General features: G+C 58.3%; 17 protein-coding genes. 12 read left to right on the top strand and 5 right to left on the bottom strand.

Translation table 11 applies throughout. The annotated features are described in order from the left end of the window. Nucleotides 1–6: 6 nt before the first annotated feature. Together CLV87_RS16875 and CLV87_RS16870 are read right to left on the bottom strand one after the other, a co-directional pair. Nucleotides 7–819, bottom strand: a complete 813-nt coding sequence (locus tag CLV87_RS16875; protein ID WP_166652776.1) for a response regulator — start codon at nt 817–819, stop codon at nt 7–9. A 59-nt stretch (nt 820–878) separates the two neighbouring features. Further along, nucleotides 879–1,361, bottom strand: coding sequence for an Rrf2 family transcriptional regulator (locus CLV87_RS16870; RefSeq protein ID WP_235871963.1), 483 nt, complete (start codon nt 1,359–1,361; stop codon nt 879–881). 316 nt (nt 1,362–1,677) lie between these two features. Between CLV87_RS16870 and CLV87_RS16865 the strand changes: the two genes are divergently transcribed. The 9 genes from CLV87_RS16865 to ccoS are packed head-to-tail and all read left to right on the top strand — an operon-like array spanning nt 1,678 to nt 6,918. Next, nucleotides 1,678–2,100: a group III truncated hemoglobin gene (locus tag CLV87_RS16865; protein ID WP_099247239.1), complete on the top strand. Its 423-nt coding sequence runs from the start codon at nt 1,678–1,680 to the stop codon at nt 2,098–2,100. Between the two features lie 39 nt (nt 2,101–2,139). Next, the gene (locus CLV87_RS16860; protein WP_235871962.1) at nt 2,140–2,907 is read left to right on the top strand and encodes a DUF2189 domain-containing protein; all 768 of its coding nucleotides are present in this window, start codon (nt 2,140–2,142) and stop codon (nt 2,905–2,907) included. A 4-nt stretch (nt 2,908–2,911) separates the two neighbouring features. Further along, complete coding sequence (locus CLV87_RS16855) at nt 2,912–3,208, top strand: DUF1971 domain-containing protein (protein WP_099247904.1); 297 nt, start codon at nt 2,912–2,914, stop codon at nt 3,206–3,208. After that, nucleotides 3,205–4,821: a cytochrome-c oxidase, cbb3-type subunit I gene (ccoN, locus tag CLV87_RS16850; RefSeq protein ID WP_099247238.1), complete on the top strand. Its 1,617-nt coding sequence runs from the start codon at nt 3,205–3,207 to the stop codon at nt 4,819–4,821. The genes CLV87_RS16855 and ccoN overlap by 4 nt, the downstream gene beginning before the upstream one ends. 5 nt (nt 4,822–4,826) lie before the next feature. Further along, the gene (gene ccoO, locus CLV87_RS16845) at nt 4,827–5,552 is read left to right on the top strand and encodes a cytochrome-c oxidase, cbb3-type subunit II (RefSeq protein ID WP_099247237.1); all 726 of its coding nucleotides are present in this window, start codon (nt 4,827–4,829) and stop codon (nt 5,550–5,552) included. After that, entirely contained in the window at nt 5,549–5,719 is a 171-nt protein-coding gene (locus tag CLV87_RS16840) for a cbb3-type cytochrome oxidase subunit 3 (RefSeq protein ID WP_099247236.1), read from the top strand. The genes ccoO and CLV87_RS16840 overlap by 4 nt, the downstream gene beginning before the upstream one ends. Further along, nucleotides 5,716–6,588, top strand: a complete 873-nt coding sequence (gene ccoP, locus CLV87_RS16835) for a cytochrome-c oxidase, cbb3-type subunit III (protein WP_099247235.1) — start codon at nt 5,716–5,718, stop codon at nt 6,586–6,588. The genes CLV87_RS16840 and ccoP overlap by 4 nt, the downstream gene beginning before the upstream one ends. Further along, complete coding sequence (locus CLV87_RS23940; protein ID WP_166652775.1) at nt 6,575–6,739, top strand: hypothetical protein; 165 nt, start codon at nt 6,575–6,577, stop codon at nt 6,737–6,739. Before ccoP ends, CLV87_RS23940 begins: the two co-directional genes overlap by 14 nt. A gap of 26 nt (nt 6,740–6,765) precedes the next feature. Then, the gene (gene ccoS / locus CLV87_RS16830) at nt 6,766–6,918 is read left to right on the top strand and encodes a cbb3-type cytochrome oxidase assembly protein CcoS (protein ID WP_099247234.1); all 153 of its coding nucleotides are present in this window, start codon (nt 6,766–6,768) and stop codon (nt 6,916–6,918) included. Nucleotides 6,919–7,277: 359 nt separating this feature from the next. On the opposite strand, the gene CLV87_RS16825 is transcribed toward ccoS, so the two are convergent. From CLV87_RS16825 to CLV87_RS16815, 3 genes are all read right to left on the bottom strand, one after another. Further along, nucleotides 7,278–9,521, bottom strand: a complete 2,244-nt coding sequence (locus CLV87_RS16825; protein ID WP_099247233.1) for a xanthine dehydrogenase family protein molybdopterin-binding subunit — start codon at nt 9,519–9,521, stop codon at nt 7,278–7,280. Between the two features lie 3 nt (nt 9,522–9,524). Then, nucleotides 9,525–9,986 carry a (2Fe-2S)-binding protein gene (locus CLV87_RS16820; protein WP_099247232.1) on the bottom strand — a complete coding sequence of 154 codons (462 nt, stop codon included), beginning with the start codon at nt 9,984–9,986 and terminating at the stop codon, nt 9,525–9,527. 127 nt (nt 9,987–10,113) lie between these two features. Continuing rightward, nucleotides 10,114–11,259 carry a fumarylacetoacetate hydrolase family protein gene (locus CLV87_RS16815; protein WP_099247230.1) on the bottom strand — a complete coding sequence of 382 codons (1,146 nt, stop codon included), beginning with the start codon at nt 11,257–11,259 and terminating at the stop codon, nt 10,114–10,116. Nucleotides 11,260–11,440: 181 nt separating this feature from the next. Between CLV87_RS16815 and CLV87_RS16810 the strand changes: the two genes are divergently transcribed. The 3 genes from CLV87_RS16810 to CLV87_RS16800 all read left to right on the top strand — a co-directional run bounded on the left by CLV87_RS16810 (nt 11,441) and on the right by CLV87_RS16800 (nt 15,747). Then, the gene (locus CLV87_RS16810) at nt 11,441–12,484 is read left to right on the top strand and encodes a zinc-dependent alcohol dehydrogenase (RefSeq protein ID WP_166652774.1); all 1,044 of its coding nucleotides are present in this window, start codon (nt 11,441–11,443) and stop codon (nt 12,482–12,484) included. A 27-nt stretch (nt 12,485–12,511) separates the two neighbouring features. Further along, nucleotides 12,512–13,225, top strand: coding sequence for a FadR/GntR family transcriptional regulator (locus tag CLV87_RS16805; RefSeq protein ID WP_133840818.1), 714 nt, complete (start codon nt 12,512–12,514; stop codon nt 13,223–13,225). 254 nt (nt 13,226–13,479) lie between these two features. Beyond that, the gene (locus tag CLV87_RS16800) at nt 13,480–15,747 is read left to right on the top strand and encodes a methyl-accepting chemotaxis protein (RefSeq protein WP_099247224.1); all 2,268 of its coding nucleotides are present in this window, start codon (nt 13,480–13,482) and stop codon (nt 15,745–15,747) included.

The raw sequence follows: 15,747 nt of genomic DNA, 5'->3' as shown, positions 1-15,747 counted from the left end.
CGCAGTTCATTTCGCCCGGAACCGGTCAATCTGCTGCCCAATCTCGGCAAACAGCTCTTCGGCCTTTTGCAGACGATCCGCGCGCCGCGACAATAAATCCTCCAGCGCCGCGCTGGATCTGCGTAGGGCAATATGGGTGTGAATGCGCGCCTTTAGAACCGCAGGGACCACAGGGCGAGAAATGAAATCACACGCCCCAAGCTGCAGCCCGCGGGTTTCATTGGCCGGATCATCCAAACTGGTGACAAAGATGATCGGCAGATCGGCGAGGCTGGCCGTGGCCTTGATCTGGCGGCAGGCCTCATAGCCATCCATATCCGGCATGCGCACATCCAACAGTACCAGATCAACGGTTTCGCGTGACAGGTAATTCAGCGCGTCCTGACCGGATGTCTGCGCGATCACCCGATAGCTGTCGCTGAGCAAGCCATTCAAATGATGGATATTCTGGGCGGAATCATCAACAATCAACAGGGTCGGCAGGTCATCATGGTCTGGGTCTTGCTGCAGCGTGACCGGCGCGCTGGGCGGTTTCTCCAACTCTCCGGCCAACTCCTGTGCCGCCGATGCGATGGCCCAAAGGTTTGGCGACACCGTCGAGAAAAACTGTTCCCCCAGCCGGTCCATGACCGCCGTATTGGCATCCCGCTTGAACAGCTTGACCCCAAGATGGGTTTCAAGGGTCCGGATCTGTCGGCTGACGGCCTCGCGCGACACGTTCAATTCTTCGGCTGCCGTGGTGAAAGAGCCCAATCTGGCCGCCGCTTCGAACGCAACAAGCGAGGTCAAGGGTGGGAGCTTGCGTTTCAATTGTTTCATGCCGGTCATGTGACCGGAAACCGGGGCAGGGTGCAAGGCAGAAGCCCCAGACAATTGCCCTATGGTGCGTCGGTTTCGTTGAGCAAAAGCAAAAGGTTTTCCATGCCCGGCGACATGCGAATGACACTGGCCAGATCAAGCTTGTCCAGTTCCGCAAAAAACGCCTCTTGCGCCTGAGACAGGGCCTGGGACAGGCCGCAGGCCGGGGTTAACCGACACAAGCCACCATCACCGCCCAGACATTCCACCAGGGGTTTGTCCTCTTCCAGCTTGCGCAGCAGCGTGCCCAGGTTGATATCCTTTGGATCGCGCGACAAGCGCAGGCCACCGCCGCGCCCTCGTAGCGATTCCGCATAACCTTCGGTGACAAGCCAGCCAGTGACTTTGGCCATATGGTTGTATTTCGCACCGTGTATTTCGGCGATTTGCCGTGTCGACATCAACCGATCCGGCGAAGCGGCAAGATGCACGACCACACGCAGCGCGTAATCTGAGAACTTGGATAATTGCATATCTGACAGGTAGCAAAACCAATTTGGCATCTCAACTGCGTATTTTGGGCGGAACCCCAAGACATCGCCGAAGCAATAAAGCGAACGGGCATTCCCGAACAGACGGTAAAGATTGATCGCAGATACAGCTATGCGACAAAATACGCATTGAAAATACTAATTAAAGAAAATAGGTCAGCATCAAACAACTGATGGAGGCCCGCATGAGGCGTATTTTGTTCATCGTATCGGAAAATCGGCTCAGTCTGAGCTTCGCTCCTGCCGATAGGCTTTCGGTCATCGGCAGGATCTTTGCCCAAGCTGCGCCCCTGGGAGTCCGGGCCCTGCGCAGGGCGGAGATTTGACCATGGCCGCACACCGTTTTCCGATCACTGAGGCGCAGATCGACCTGCTGGTTCGGGCCTTTTATGCCCGCATCCGCAAGGACGAGACCCTGGGGCCAGTTTTCTTGCGCGCTGTCGGAACCTCTGACGAGGCCTGGCAGCATCACGAGGCCAAGATTGCCTCGTTTTGGCGCAATGCTTTGGGGATCGACCGGAGTTTTGAGGGCAACCCGATGATGAAACATCTGGCCAACCAAGAGATCGTGCCAGAGCAATTTCCCATCTGGCTAGCCCTGTTTCGTGACACTGCAAATGATGTGCTGCCGCCCGAAGCTGCGGAGGGCATCTCCGATCTGGCAGACCGAATAGGCCGCAGCCTGTCGATGGGCTTGGTGCAGTTTCGCAATCCCGAGACCGGAATGCCGAATTTCCGCGAGGCCCTTTGAACACACTTTTTGACGACCCGTTCAGTCAGGAGGATCTCAATGACGGATGACATTATGGAAGCAACACGTGATCTCAGAACTGCTGCCAGACAGGTCGAGGGCGCGCCTGCCTTGATCGTCAAACGCTGGTTGCGGGCGGGCTGGGCGGATTTCAAGGCCCATCCAACCCTGTCGACCCTCTACGGGCTCACCCTTGCCATCATCGGTTGGGTGACCATCTGGGCGCTGGCCGCAATGGGGCAGGGCTGGATGATCCTGCCCATGCTGGCGGGGGCGATGCTGATGGGGCCAGCGGCGACTGTTGGCCTTTACCGGGTCAGCCGGCGTCGCATGGGCAAAGGCGGCGGAGGCGTTGCGGCTTCGGGTCAGATCTTTCTGGTCTCGGTCGTGATGATGGTTCTGGCCCTGGCCTGGATCCGGTCCGCCACCTTGTTGTTCGCTGTCTTCTTTGGCTTGCGCCCCTTTGGCGGGCTCACCGATACGCTCACCACGCTGTTCAGCACCGGGCCGGGCATTGCCCTGTTTCTGGTCGGCTCAGCCGTCGGCGGGCTGTTTGCCGCGCTGGGCTTTGCAGTGGCTGCCTTTTCTTTTCCCATGCTCACCCATCGCAGCATCGACGGTTTCTCTGCCATGGGGCTGAGCTTTAACGCCGTCACGCAAAACTTCAGCCTCGCCATCACCTGGGCGGCGGTGGTCTCTGCGCTGATCGCCCTGTCCGTCCTGACCGGTTTCCTGCTGTTGATCCCGGTTTTCCCCCTTCTTGGCTATGCCACCTGGCACGCCTATGTCGATCTGTTTGAAAGCTGAACCGATGCCACAAGATCCCTTTGCCACACTCGAAAAATACTCTGAATCACCGCTGTTCGACCAGGACAGCATCCCCGAAGCCCTGCAACGTGACCACAACACCAAGCCGGGTGTCTGGGGCAAGATCTGCGTCTCTGAAGGAGAGTTGATCTATTTGCGCGATGACCGCCCGGCGATGATTGTAACACCTGAGGCACCGTCAATCATTTACCCCCAAGAGCTGCATTCCGTACATCCGCGCGGGCGCGTGACCTTCAAGGTCGAATTCTACCGCAGCAAAAACCCGGGGGACTGGGCATGACACGGCATTCTGCGCTGCTGCTGCAATTCCTCGTGCTGATCATCCCCTTGCTGCTTGGCCTGGCGATCCTGGGTTGGGGGCGCGAGGGGGCCTATGTGCTGCATGGCTGGCTGATCGCAGGTGCTGCGGGCTGGGGCATGACGTGGCTGCTCGACAAGATGAACGATGATGCCCCCGAGATTCCGCTGGAATACAAAGATGACGTGATCAAATGGGGTGTGCTGGCCTGTTTCGCATGGGGCGTGATCGGGTTCACCATTGGTGATGTACTGGCCTGGCAATTGGCCATTCCCAGCCTGAATGGTGATATGTTCTGGTCAAACTTTGGCCGCATCCGTCCGATCCACACCACCGCTGTGATTTTCGGCTTTGGTGGCAATGCTTTGATCGCGACTTCTTTCTATGTGGTGCAGCGCACCTCGCGTGCGCGACTGGCGTCCGAGACACTGCCTTGGCTGGTTTTTGTCGGCTATAACCTCTTTGTTCTGCTGGCGGTCACCGGCTATCCGTTCGGCATCACCCAGTCCAAAGAATATGCTGAGCCGGAATGGTATGCGGACCTTGTCCTGCTGATCACCTGGGTGGCCTACCTCTACCTCTATCTCAAAACACTGTCGCGTCGGGCGGAGCCGCATATTTATGTGGCCAACTGGTATTACCTCGGCTTTATCGTGGTGATCGCGATGCTACATGTGGTCAACAACCTCGCCATGCCGATCTCCATCGCGCTGCCGAAATCCTACCCGCTGTTCTCGGGTGTTCAGGACGCCATGACTCAATGGTGGTACGGCCATAACGCGGTGGGCTTCCTGCTGACCGCCGGGTTCTTGGGGATGATGTATTACTTCCTGCCCAAGGCCGCGGGGCGGCCGATCTATTCCTACCGCATGTCGATCCTGGGGTTCTGGGGGATCACCTTTCTCTACCTCTGGGCGGGCTCGCACCACCTGCATTACACGGCGCTGCCGGATTGGGTGCAATATCTGGGCATGACCATGTCGATCATCCTATTGGTGCCAAGCTGGGGTTCTGTGTTCAACGGGTTGCTCACCCTTAACGGAGCCTGGGACAAGGTGCGCACTGATCCGGCGATCCGGTTCATGATGGTGGCGATCCTTTTCTACGGATTGTCGACATTCGAAGGCTCTTTCCTCGCCATTCGCCCGGTCAACACGCTCAGCCATTACACCGACTGGACCGTGGGCCATGTGCATGCGGGGGCGCTGGGCTGGGTGGCTTTCATCACCTTTGGCGCGATGTACAAGATGGTGCCCTGGATCTGGAAGCGCGACGGGGTCTATTCCTTGCGCCTTGAGGCTTGGCACTTCTGGCTCGCCCTCATGGGGACGCTGATCTATGTCGGCGCGATGTGGAACTCGGGCATCACGCAATCGCTGATGTGGCAAACCTATGAGCCATCCGGGGCCTTTACCTATGCCTTTATCGACACGGTCGATGCGATGATCCCCTATTACTGGATGCGCGCAATCGGAGGCTTCCTCTATCTGCTTGGCGCGCTGATCGGCTCTTACAACATTTACATGACTGTGCGCGGGGCGCGTCTGCCTGATGAGGGCAGCGACGCAAAACCCCTGGCACACCCGGCGGAGTGACTCTGATGGATCATGCAAAACTGGAACGAAACGGCATCGCCTTTGCGCTGGCCATTCTGGGCGTCGCCTCGATCGGGGGGATCATCGAGATTGCCCCGCTGTTCACCATCGAGAACACCATCGAAGAGGCCCCGGGCATGCGCCCCTATACGCCGCTGGAATTGGCCGGGCATAATATCTATGTGCGCGAGGGCTGCTATGCCTGTCACTCGCAAATGGTACGCACACTGCGTTCGGACGTGGATCGCTACGGGCATTTCAGCCTTGCCGCCGAAAGCATGTATGACCACCCGCATCAATGGGGCTCAAAACGCACCGGGCCGGATCTGGCGCGCGTCGGGCAGAAATATTCCGACGATTGGCATGTCGCCCATCTGGCGGCCCCGCGCGCGGTGGTTCAGGGCTCGGTCATGCCGGGCTATCCCTTCCTGTCCGAGACCCGGCTGGACACGCGCTATTTCTCAGAGGCTCTGACGGCGCAGGTGCGGGTTGGTGTGCCTTACACCGAGGAGCAGATCGCCAATGCCGCCAAGCACGCGGCCTGGCAGGCCGATCCTGAGGCCGAATATGAGGATGATCTGATCGACGCCTATGGCGACAAGGTTCAGATCCGCGACTTTGACGGCAACCCCAACATGGTCAGCGAAATGGACGCCCTCGTCGCCTATCTGCAAGTGCTTGGCACCCTTGTTGATTTCGACGCCCTGAACCCAGAGGAGATTGCACGATGACCCCGGAAACCCATGACGCCGTTCTCTATTTCTCCAAAACCTGGGGCGCGGTTTATCTATTTGTCGTCTTTGTCCTGGCCGCGCTGTGGATCTATTGGCCCTCGCGCAAGCCGATCTACGAGGTCGCGCGCCAAAGCCCGCTCAGCAATGAGGACATCCAACAATGACACCGGAAAAAGACCCGATCAGCGGGCGCGAAACCACCGGCCATGAATGGAACGGTATCAAAGAGTTGAACACCCCAATCCCCAAAGCGTTTCGGCTTTGGCTGTGGATTTCCATCGCCGTGGCGGCGCTATATTGGGTGTTTTACCCCTCCTTCCCTTATGGCGCGGATTACCTGCACGGCGCGCTGGGTTATTCCTCGCGTGAAGCGGTGCAGGTGGCTGTGGCCGAAGGGGCGGCAACACGTGCCGAGGCCTTTGATATCTTTGAGACCAAGGATGTGAATGAACTGGCCGAGATGCCAGAGCTGCAAGCGCAGTTTGAGGGTGAGATCGCGGTGCTCTATCGCGACAATTGCGCTGCCTGCCATGGGCGCGATGCCAAGGGGCAAAAGGGGTTTCCGGATCTGACTGATGCGCATTGGCTCTGGTCTGGCAGCCCGGAGGAGATTGAATACACGTTACAAGTTGGGATCAATTCGGCACATGAAGACACGCGCATAGCCGAAATGCCGGCGATTGGACGCGACGAATGGCTGGAACAGGCCGAAATCTCGGATGTGATCGACTATGTGCTGAGCCTGTCAGGACAAGAGCATGATGCCGAGGCCGCAGCGCGGGGCATAGACCTTTTCGCGGAAAACTGCGCGTCCTGTCACAACGGCGAAGGTGTGGGAGGCTATGAAAACGGCGCGCCAGATCTGACCGACAGCGCCTGGCTCTATGGCGGAACCCGCGCTGATTTGCGGGAAACCCTGCAACATGGCCGGGCCGGGGTCATGCCTGCCTGGTCGGATCGGCTGAGCGCGGCAGAGATCCGCAAGCTGACGCTTTACCTTCTCTGGCAGGGGCAGGGTGATGGCAACAGCTGACCGCGAAGGCAAAAGCCAGCGCCTGTTCTGGGCGCTGATCCTGGCCCTGCTGGTCAGCTATGCTGGGATCAAGACCTATCACGTCATGCTGGCTTTGCAGGTCTATGACGGGCAACCTCTGCAAGTCGACACTTCGGGCGCGGCGAAATAGAGGCTTAGCCAGAATAGGATAACCCCATGTTGTCACTGCTCTATCTCATCCCGGCCTCACTGATCTTGGCCCTGGCGGCTTTGGCCGGGTTTTATTGGACTTTAAAGACGGATCAATACGGGGACCCGGACGGTGACAGCCACCGTATTCTGGGTGCCGAGGACAAGCCGCTGCGGTAAGGGGCCTGAGGGGGGAGGGGCTTTGCCCCTCTTGGCCAAAGGCCAATTCACCCCAGGATATTTTTGGCCCAAAGAAACCTGGGCCTAGGGTCAGGATGCATTGATTTGGTGCCTCTGGTTTGCCTGACTTAGGCCCTGACAAGGCACATCGGCACAGAAATACTGGTTGTATTTCAAGGCGATGAAACGCAGGTCAGGGGCTAAGTCAGGCAAATCTTGCAGACGCGGGAAGCGCTGCAAAGCAGCGGCCTTGACCGCTTGAAATTGACCCTGCCAGTTCCTGCGCGTCCAAAACCACTGCTTTTTTGCCCTTCCTGCGCCAGTGGCACCAAATCAACGCATCCTGACCCTAACTTGTCTCAGACGAAATCGATATGCTTGTAGAACGGCATTTCGCGGATGCGCTGGCCGGTTGCAGCAAAGATTGCATTGCCAAGCGCCGGGGCGGATGGCGGAATGGGAGGTTCGCCAAAGCCGCGGATCTTGGTCCCGATTTCCAAGGGGCGGAATGCGATCTCGGGGCATTGATAGAGCCGCATGCCCTCGTGATCATGATAATTGGTTTGCTCGGCCATGCCATCCGCATAGGTGATCTCGCAATTGATCGCATGACCCAAGCCAAAGATCGTCCCACCCTGGGCGAGGTTCTCAAGGTTGACCGGATCGATCACCTTGCCGACATCCGCCGCCACCCAGGCCTTGTCGAGTTTGATGCCAGCGTCAGTTGCCGTGACCTCGACAATCGTCGCCACCGGCACCCCGAAAGAGAACCCATAGGCGACACCGCGTCCACGCCCTTCACCGATATTCGGGCCGGTCCAGGAACACATCTCGCCAACTGCTTCCAGCACCTTGACCGAGGGTTCATGCCCCATCAGGCGGATGCGTTCGGCCAGCGGGTCGGCACCCGCCTTGTGGATCGCCTCATCCAACAGGGTCTCGTAGATGAACACATTTGGCCCCGCGCCAACGGCCCGCCACGAGGATACGGGCGCAAGCGCTTCGGTGCGATAGGAGCGCACGCGCAGATTGGGAAGGTTAAAGTTGGGCGCATCCCATGCGCCCTCATGCAGTTGCGCGTCGGGCCCTGGCAGGCTCATCCCCATGCGGCCCATCTGGGAGCGCATCACCGATTGCCCGGCAATTTGTATATCCAGCGCGGTGACCTTGCCATCTTTGACCTTTGCTACCCCGCGCCCCATAGTGATGTGGCGCGGAAAGTCATGGGCAAAATCCTCTTCGCGCGAATAGGTCATCTGGATGGGGGTGCCGCGCATTTGATTGGCGATTTCAGCGGCTTGTTTGACGAAGTCAAATTCAAGCCGATGGCCAAAGCTGCCGCCGATGAACATATTGTGCAGATGGACGTTTTCCTGATCCACGCCGGTGATCTCGGCCACGAATTGTTCGACATATTGCTGGATCTGGTGGCCCGTCCAGATATCAACCCGGTTCTCGCCCACCAGGATTGTGGCGTTCAGCGGTTCCAAGGGCGCGTGCGCGATGTAGGGGGAGCGGTATTCGCCAACCACTTCTTCGCCCTCGGCCGCTTCGACATCCCCTTCAACCCGTGCCTCGGCGTTCAGATGCGCGTCGGTAAAGGTATTGGAGAGCAGCTCCCAATGGGCGTCTTGCTCGGCGGGGTAGGGGGCCTCGCCCCAATCAAACTCGATCGCCTCAGCCGCCTGAATGGCGCGCCAGGTGTTGTCGGCGATCACCGCGACACCGCCGGTGATTTCAACAATCTTTTTGACACCGGGCATTCCCTCGGCCTCGGACGCATCAAAGCCCACCATGGCACCGCCCTGACGCGGGTTCACCTTGATCGTGGCATGCAACATGCCCTCGGTGCGAAAATCGATGCCATAGGTCAGGGTGCCGGTGGATTTTTCCACCATATCGGCCCGCTCCATCGGCTTGCCCAGAATGCGCCACTGCTTGGGATCGCGCAAAGGGATATCCGCCATGGGGGTGATCCCGGCAGCCGCACCGGCCAGCGCGGTATAGGCGATTTCGCTCCCATCAGGCAGGATCACCGCGCCGCGTTCGGTTTTCAACTGCTCCACCGGCACGCCGCTTTGCTGTGATGCGGCCAGTTTCAACGTCTCTCGCGCGGTGGCCCCGGCCTGACGCAGCTTGTCATAGCTGTCAGGCACCGCCGAGGATCCGCCGGTGGCCATCAAAGGCAAAGCCAGCTTGACAATCCCGCCCAGAAAGCCGCGCACGGTTTCCGCCGTCGGGCTGTTATCATACATCGGAAAGCCCGCCATCACATCAATGGCGGCCCGGTTGTAATAGGCCTTGTCCGGCACACCAAAGCTGATCTCGACCTGATCCAGATCGACATCCAGCTCTTCGGCGATCATCGCCGCCTGCGCGGAAAAGATCCCCTGACCTTTATCGGCATGGGTGGCGATCAAGGTGATCTTGTCACTGTCGATGATCACCCAAGGGTTAAAGCTGGCCGAGCCTTTGGGCAGGTCATCCAGGTTCGGGTTTGCAAAGGGACGCTGCGCGGCATAGACGCCAAAGGCGACGCCCCCGGCGATAGCGGCCGAGCCGATCAAGAATGTGCGGCGGGCGATTTTACCAAGACTGGGCATGGGTTACGCCTCCTGCAGGGTTTTGGCGGCGGTTTTGACCGCAGCGCGGATGCGGGGATAAGTGCCACAGCGGCAGAGATTGCCCGACATGACCTGATCGATATCCTCATCGGACGGGTCATCATTCATATCCAGCAGCGCCGCGGCCTGCATGATCTGACCCGACTGGCAGTAGCCGCATTGCGCCACCTGATGTTCGACCCAGGCCGCCTGAACCGCGTGCAGCGCATCTGGCGTGCCCAGGCCTTCGATTGTTGTGACTTCGGTGCCTTCCAGCTCATCCGCTGTCACCTGACAAGAGCGCACGGCCTGCCCGTCCAGCATCACCGTACAGGCCCCGCATTGCGCGATGCCGCAGCCATATTTCGGGCCGGTGATGTTCAATTCGTCCCGCAGGACCCACAGAAGCGGCATGTCGTCTTCGACGCTCACCTCATGCTCTGTTCCATTGACGGTGAATTTCATCGGGCTCTCCTGATGGCTGGACTGGTCGCTGGTGAAAAATCTAAAGCAATGCTGACGGTTTGCAATTTGCGGATCGCGCCAAAATGATGACTTTTGGCGTCAATCTGAGCCGTTTCAACAGCCTATCCTAAAGTAACCCACGCCCCGCGAGATAGCGCATCAGGTGACTGGGGCCAAAACGCCAGGGCGGGCAGTTGGTTGATAGCTGAACCTCATTGGTCAGCCTTCCCAACCCCGGCGCGGAGATTGTCACCACATCCCCCAGCTTATGGGTAAAGCCTTCGCCGGGCACATCGCGATCCTCGGTGGGGGCAAACAGGGTGCCAAGATACAGCATCAGCCCATCCGGATATTGGTGATGCGCGCCAAGGGTTTGGCGCACCAAATCCTCGGGGTCACGGCTGATTTCGGACATCGAGGAATGCCCCTCTAGCACATAGCCATCGCGCCCCTCGACCCGCAAATCCAGCTCGGCCTTGCGCACATCATCCAGCGCATAGCTGTCGTCAAACAGGCGGATCATGGGGCCAATCGCGGCCGAGGCATTGTTGTCCTTGGCCTTGGACAGCAAAAGCGCTGAACGTCCCTCGACATCGCGCAGATTGACATCATTGCCAAGGCACGCGCCGACAATGCGCCCTTGCGAGGATACGGTCAAAACCACCTCCGGTTCGGGATTGTTCCAGTTGGACATCGGGTGCAGCCCGACTTGGGCACCGGGGCCGACAGCTGACAAAACCTGCGCCTTGGAAAACACCTCGGCATCCGGGCCAATCCCAACCTCAAGGTATTGCGACCAAAGCCCTTCTTGGATCAGCGCCTCTTTGACTTTGGCCGCCTCGTCTGACCCGGCCTCAATGTTGCGCAGGCTGTCACCGATCACATCGCCAACCCGTGCGCGGATCTGCTCGGCTTGTAGCGGATCGCCGGCGGCGCGTTCCTCGATGACCCGTTCCACCATGGAGCGGGCAAAGGTCACGCCACAAGCCTTGATCGTTTGCAGATCACAAGGGGCCAGGAAATGCGCCGCCTCCGATCCGACAGGATTGGCGCAGATCTCGCCCAACGTGCCGATAACGTCACCAGGGGCGGTGCGAACATAAGCGGCAGGGGTGTCCATTTCGCAGATATCGCGTACCATCGGGGCCGTGCGGGAGGTGATATCGACCACCTCGCCATCGCGCAGCGTGACGACACAGGGCCCCTGATAGTCAGGCCGCCAGACACGGCCCAACCATGTTCCTTGTTGCTCGGATTCGGACAGAAAGCTCATGATCTCACCCTTGCCGTGGTCTGGATTGCGCCGGGTTCAGGGTGGCGAATTTGCGGCCCTGCTCCTGCGCCCGTCTCCGAACAATAACGCTTAAAACTCGATTGTCCAACAATCGGGCAATATGCTAGTATTTGGCCCAAGGCGGGATTCGCGCAACGCGTGCCCCAAAAGGGAGATCCATTTGAAAGCCATCCGCATCCATGGCGCAGGGGATGTTCGGCTCGAGGAAATCGAGCTGGCCGATCCCGAACCCGGCGAAGTCCTCATCCGGGTTCGGGCCACGGGTATCTGCGGAACGGATGTGGAAATATTAGACGGAACAATGGCTTACTTCACCCGTGGCATGGCGCAATACCCGGTTGTGCCCGGTCACGAATGGGTGGGGGAAGTTGCCAGCCTCGGAGCCGCCGTTTCCGGCTTCGAGGTTGGCGACCATGTGGTTGGCGAATGCTGTGTGTCCTGCGGCACCTGCGATCTGTGCAAATCCGGCAATTACCATCGCTGCCTGTCCCGCACCGAAACCGGCATTCTGAACCGGGACGGGGCTTTTGCGGAATACATGCTGTTTCCGGCTGCGTTTCTGCACAAAATCTCCAAACAGGTGGACCTCAGGGCAGCCGCCATGGTCGAACCCACCGCCATTGCCTTTAACGGTGTCAAAGCGGGGCAGGTCACGCCGCGGGACAAGCTGGCGATTTACGGTGACGGGCCGATTGGCTTGCTTTTGCTGCTGGTCGCCAAAGAGTTCGGGGCCAAGCGGATCGCGGTGATCGGGGCCACGCCAGACCGGCTGGCGCTTGCGGCGAAACTGGGCGCGGATCTGGTGATTGATGCGTTCAATCAGGATGTGGCGGCAGAGCTGTCGCAGCATTTTGGCCAACCGGATGTCTCTATCGAAACGACCGGTGTCCCGGATGCCGCCAGCACCGCCATCGTCAATACGGTGCCCGGCGGTCGCGTGGTCTTGCAGGGGTTGTTTGGCGGGCGCAAGCTAAATGATTTCGATCTGGATCAGATTGTTATCAATGATCTGTCTGTCAAAGGCGCGCTGGGCAGTCCAGGCATCTGGCCGGATGTGATCTCTCTGATTGAACAGGGCCGCATCGATCCACTGCCAATTGCGACCCACTCCATCGCGCTGCAGGACTTTGCAACCGGGATTGACCTTGTAACCTCACGCAAGGGGATCAAGGTGATTGCGGTGCAAGAAACGGCAAACCCCTAGCGGGCGCAGACACAAAGGGGCTGATACGTGGCTCAGTTCAAGGAAATTCGGCGCGGCGGCTATTTACCGGATCTGATTGCCCGGCAGGTGATGGATCAGATTTCTGCGGGTGAACTGCAGCCCGGTGATCTTTTGCCCACGGAAACCGCGCTGGCCGACCTCTTTGGCGTCAGCCGCAATGTGGTGCGCGAGGCGATTGCGCGGCTGCGCTCGGATGGGGTGATCAATACCAAGCAAGGGCGCGGCGCGGTCGTTAACCCCCCGTCGGCGCGGGCGACCTTCCGGGTGGATATGGCCGCCTTGACCAGCAAGGATAACCTGGCCGATCTGTTCGAATTGCGCGGATTGTTAGAGATTGACGCGGCGGGGATCGCCGCCCAACGGCGCAGCCCATCGGATCTTGAGGCGCTGACAACAGCGCTGGATCACATGCGCGCCCGTCCGAGCTTTGACGAGCAACTTATTGAGGCGGATGCCGAATTTCACCGCTGCTTGGCTACGGCGACGGGCAATTCCTATCTGGCAACCATCGTTGATTACCTCTCATCCCGGCTAAAGGAAACCACCCGCGCCACGCGCGACGTCTATGGCCAAGGTGACCTGCTGGACGTCACCATCACAGAGCACGAACGTGTGCTTGAGGCCGTTGCGACCCAGGATCAGAAGGCCGCGCGCCAGGCCATGGCGCTGCATATTGACGGCGCGACGCGGCGGCTTGGGGTGGTGACGGGTGAAAAGTGACATCTGATTTATCGGTTTTCTGGGCTGAGGCCAGTGATCCTAAGAAAATCGAAGGGGTTGGTTAAACCGGTATTAACGCGCTCAATCGGGGAAAATATATTTATTTACAGATGTTTATGTTGGATTCTGCGCCATTTCTAAACCACCTCAGTCAATTGCACACAATTTGCCAAACCTGCCCCCGTTTCTGAAAACCCCCTGTTAATCCGCAAGTCTCACAGTGTCGGCGGGGTTTTATCAATGTGAGGCAAACCATGGGTGCGAAAGAAACAGCAGCTGCGTCTCAGGACGTACAGGACAACGCCGATCTGCAGGGCGTTGTTGACGCAATTAATCGAGTGCAGGCCGTCATCGAGTTCGAAGTCGATGGCACGATCATCACCGCCAATGAAAATTTTTTGGCGACCGTCGGCTATTCTTTGGACGAGATCGCAGGCAAACATCACCGGATGTTCTGCGATCCGGCCTATGCCAAATCGGATGATTATCATGATTTCTGGATGAAGCTCGCCATGGGCGAGTTTTCCACGGGCGAATTCCAACGCTTTGGCAAAGGCGGGGAAGAGGTGTGGATCAACGCCTCGTACAACCCGATCCTTGGTGCCGATGGCAAGCCATACAAGGTTGTGAAATTTGCCACCAATATCACCGAAGAAAAAAACCGCGCCGCCGATAATGCAGGCAAGCTGGCCGCGATTGATCGCGCTCAGGCGGTGATCGAATTCGAACTGGATGGCACGATCCTCACCGCGAATGAAAACTTCACCGCGACAGTGGGCTATGGGCTGGACGAAATTCAGGGCCAGCATCACCGGATCTTCTGTGATCCCGACTATGCAAAGTCGAGCGAGTACAAACAGTTCTGGGCCGACCTGGCCAAGGGAGAGCTCAAGTCCGGCGAATTCAAGCGCTTTGATAAATCCGGGAACGAGGTGTGGATCAACGCGTCGTATAACCCGATTTTCGACGCCGCGGGCAACCCGGTCAAAGTGATCAAATACGCCACGAATATCACCGAGGCTAAGCAACAGGCCGCCGAACAGGCGGGCAAGATGGCCGCGATTGACCGCGCTCAGGCAGTGATCGAATTCGAGTTGGATGGCACGATCATCACCGCCAATGAGAACTTTACTGCGACAGTTGGCTATTCCCTTGAGGAAATCCAAGGCAAACATCACCGCATCTTCTGCGATCCGACCTACGCCAACTCGCCCGAATACCGCCAGTTCTGGGCAGATTTGGCGTCAGGGCAATTCTCTGCAGGTGAATTTAAACGCTTTGGCAAAAGCGGCGATGAGATTTGGATCAACGCCTCTTACAACCCGATCTTCGATGCGGATGGCAACCCCTATAAGGTTGTGAAATTTGCCACCAATATCACCGAAGAAAAGATGCGCTCAGCCGAACAGGACGGCAAAATGGCTGCGATCAGCCGGGCGCAAGCTATGATCGAATTCGAATTGGATGGCACCATCATCACCGCCAATGAAAACTTTACGGCGACCGTGGGCTATTCCCTGGATGAGATCAAAGGCCAGCATCACCGCATGTTCTGCGATCCGGAATATACCGCGTCGCCGGATTACCGGAAATTCTGGGCCGATTTGGCATCGGGTGAATTCTCCGCCGGGGAGTACAAGCGTTTTGGCAAAGGGGGCAAAGAGGTCTGGATTAACGCCTCGTATAACCCGATCTTTGACGCGGATGGCAATCCTTACAAGGTTGTGAAATTCGCCACGGACATCACCGCCGCCAAAGATGTCGAAAAAGAGGTGACGCGCATCGCAAATGAATTTGCGGGCATGTCCACCGATTTGTCGGATCAGGCGCAATCCGTGGCCGCTGGGGCGCAAAGCCTGGGCTGCACCACCGAGGAAATCAGCGCCTCTGTCGAAGAGCTGAGCGCCTCGATTGACGCGATTGCCCAGAACAGCAACCATTCTGACGAAATCGCCCAGAAAACCAAATCCGAAGCGGATCAAGGGGCCAAGGCCATTGAGCGCTCCATCGAGGCGATGGATCTGATCAATGCCTCCTCTGAGGAAATCAGCGAAATCGTCAAGACGATCAGCGAAATCGCCAGCCAAACCAATCTCTTGGCCTTTAACGCCGCTATCGAAGCGGCCCGCGCCGGGGAACATGGCCTGGGCTTCTCGGTTGTGGCTGATGAGGTGCGCAAACTGGCCGAACGTTCGTCGCAATCGACCAAGGAAATCAGCAAGCTGATCAATGAAACGGTCAAGCGGGTTGCAATGGGCAGCGATGTGTCTCGCGAAGCGGGGGCGGCCTTTGAGAAGATCCTGACCGGGATTTCTGACACCACCGACTCGATCTCGCAAATCTCTGTGGCGGCCAATGAACAGCAAACCGCGGCGCGCGATGTGTCCGAGGCCATTCAGACCATCGTGGATGCGTCAGAGCAGTCGGTGATTTCAGCGGATGCCATTGCAGCTGCGACTGAGGAACTCAATGCTGGGGCGCATAGCCTCAAATCCGAAGTCGCCAAGCTGGCTGCTGACTAA

The sequence above is a fragment of the Pelagimonas phthalicica genome, assembly GCF_004364805.1.
GTDB lineage: Bacteria > Pseudomonadota > Alphaproteobacteria > Rhodobacterales > Rhodobacteraceae > Pelagimonas > Pelagimonas phthalicica.
The sequence above is the reverse complement of the archived record's forward strand: the minus strand, read 5'-3'. Positions and strand labels throughout refer to the sequence as shown.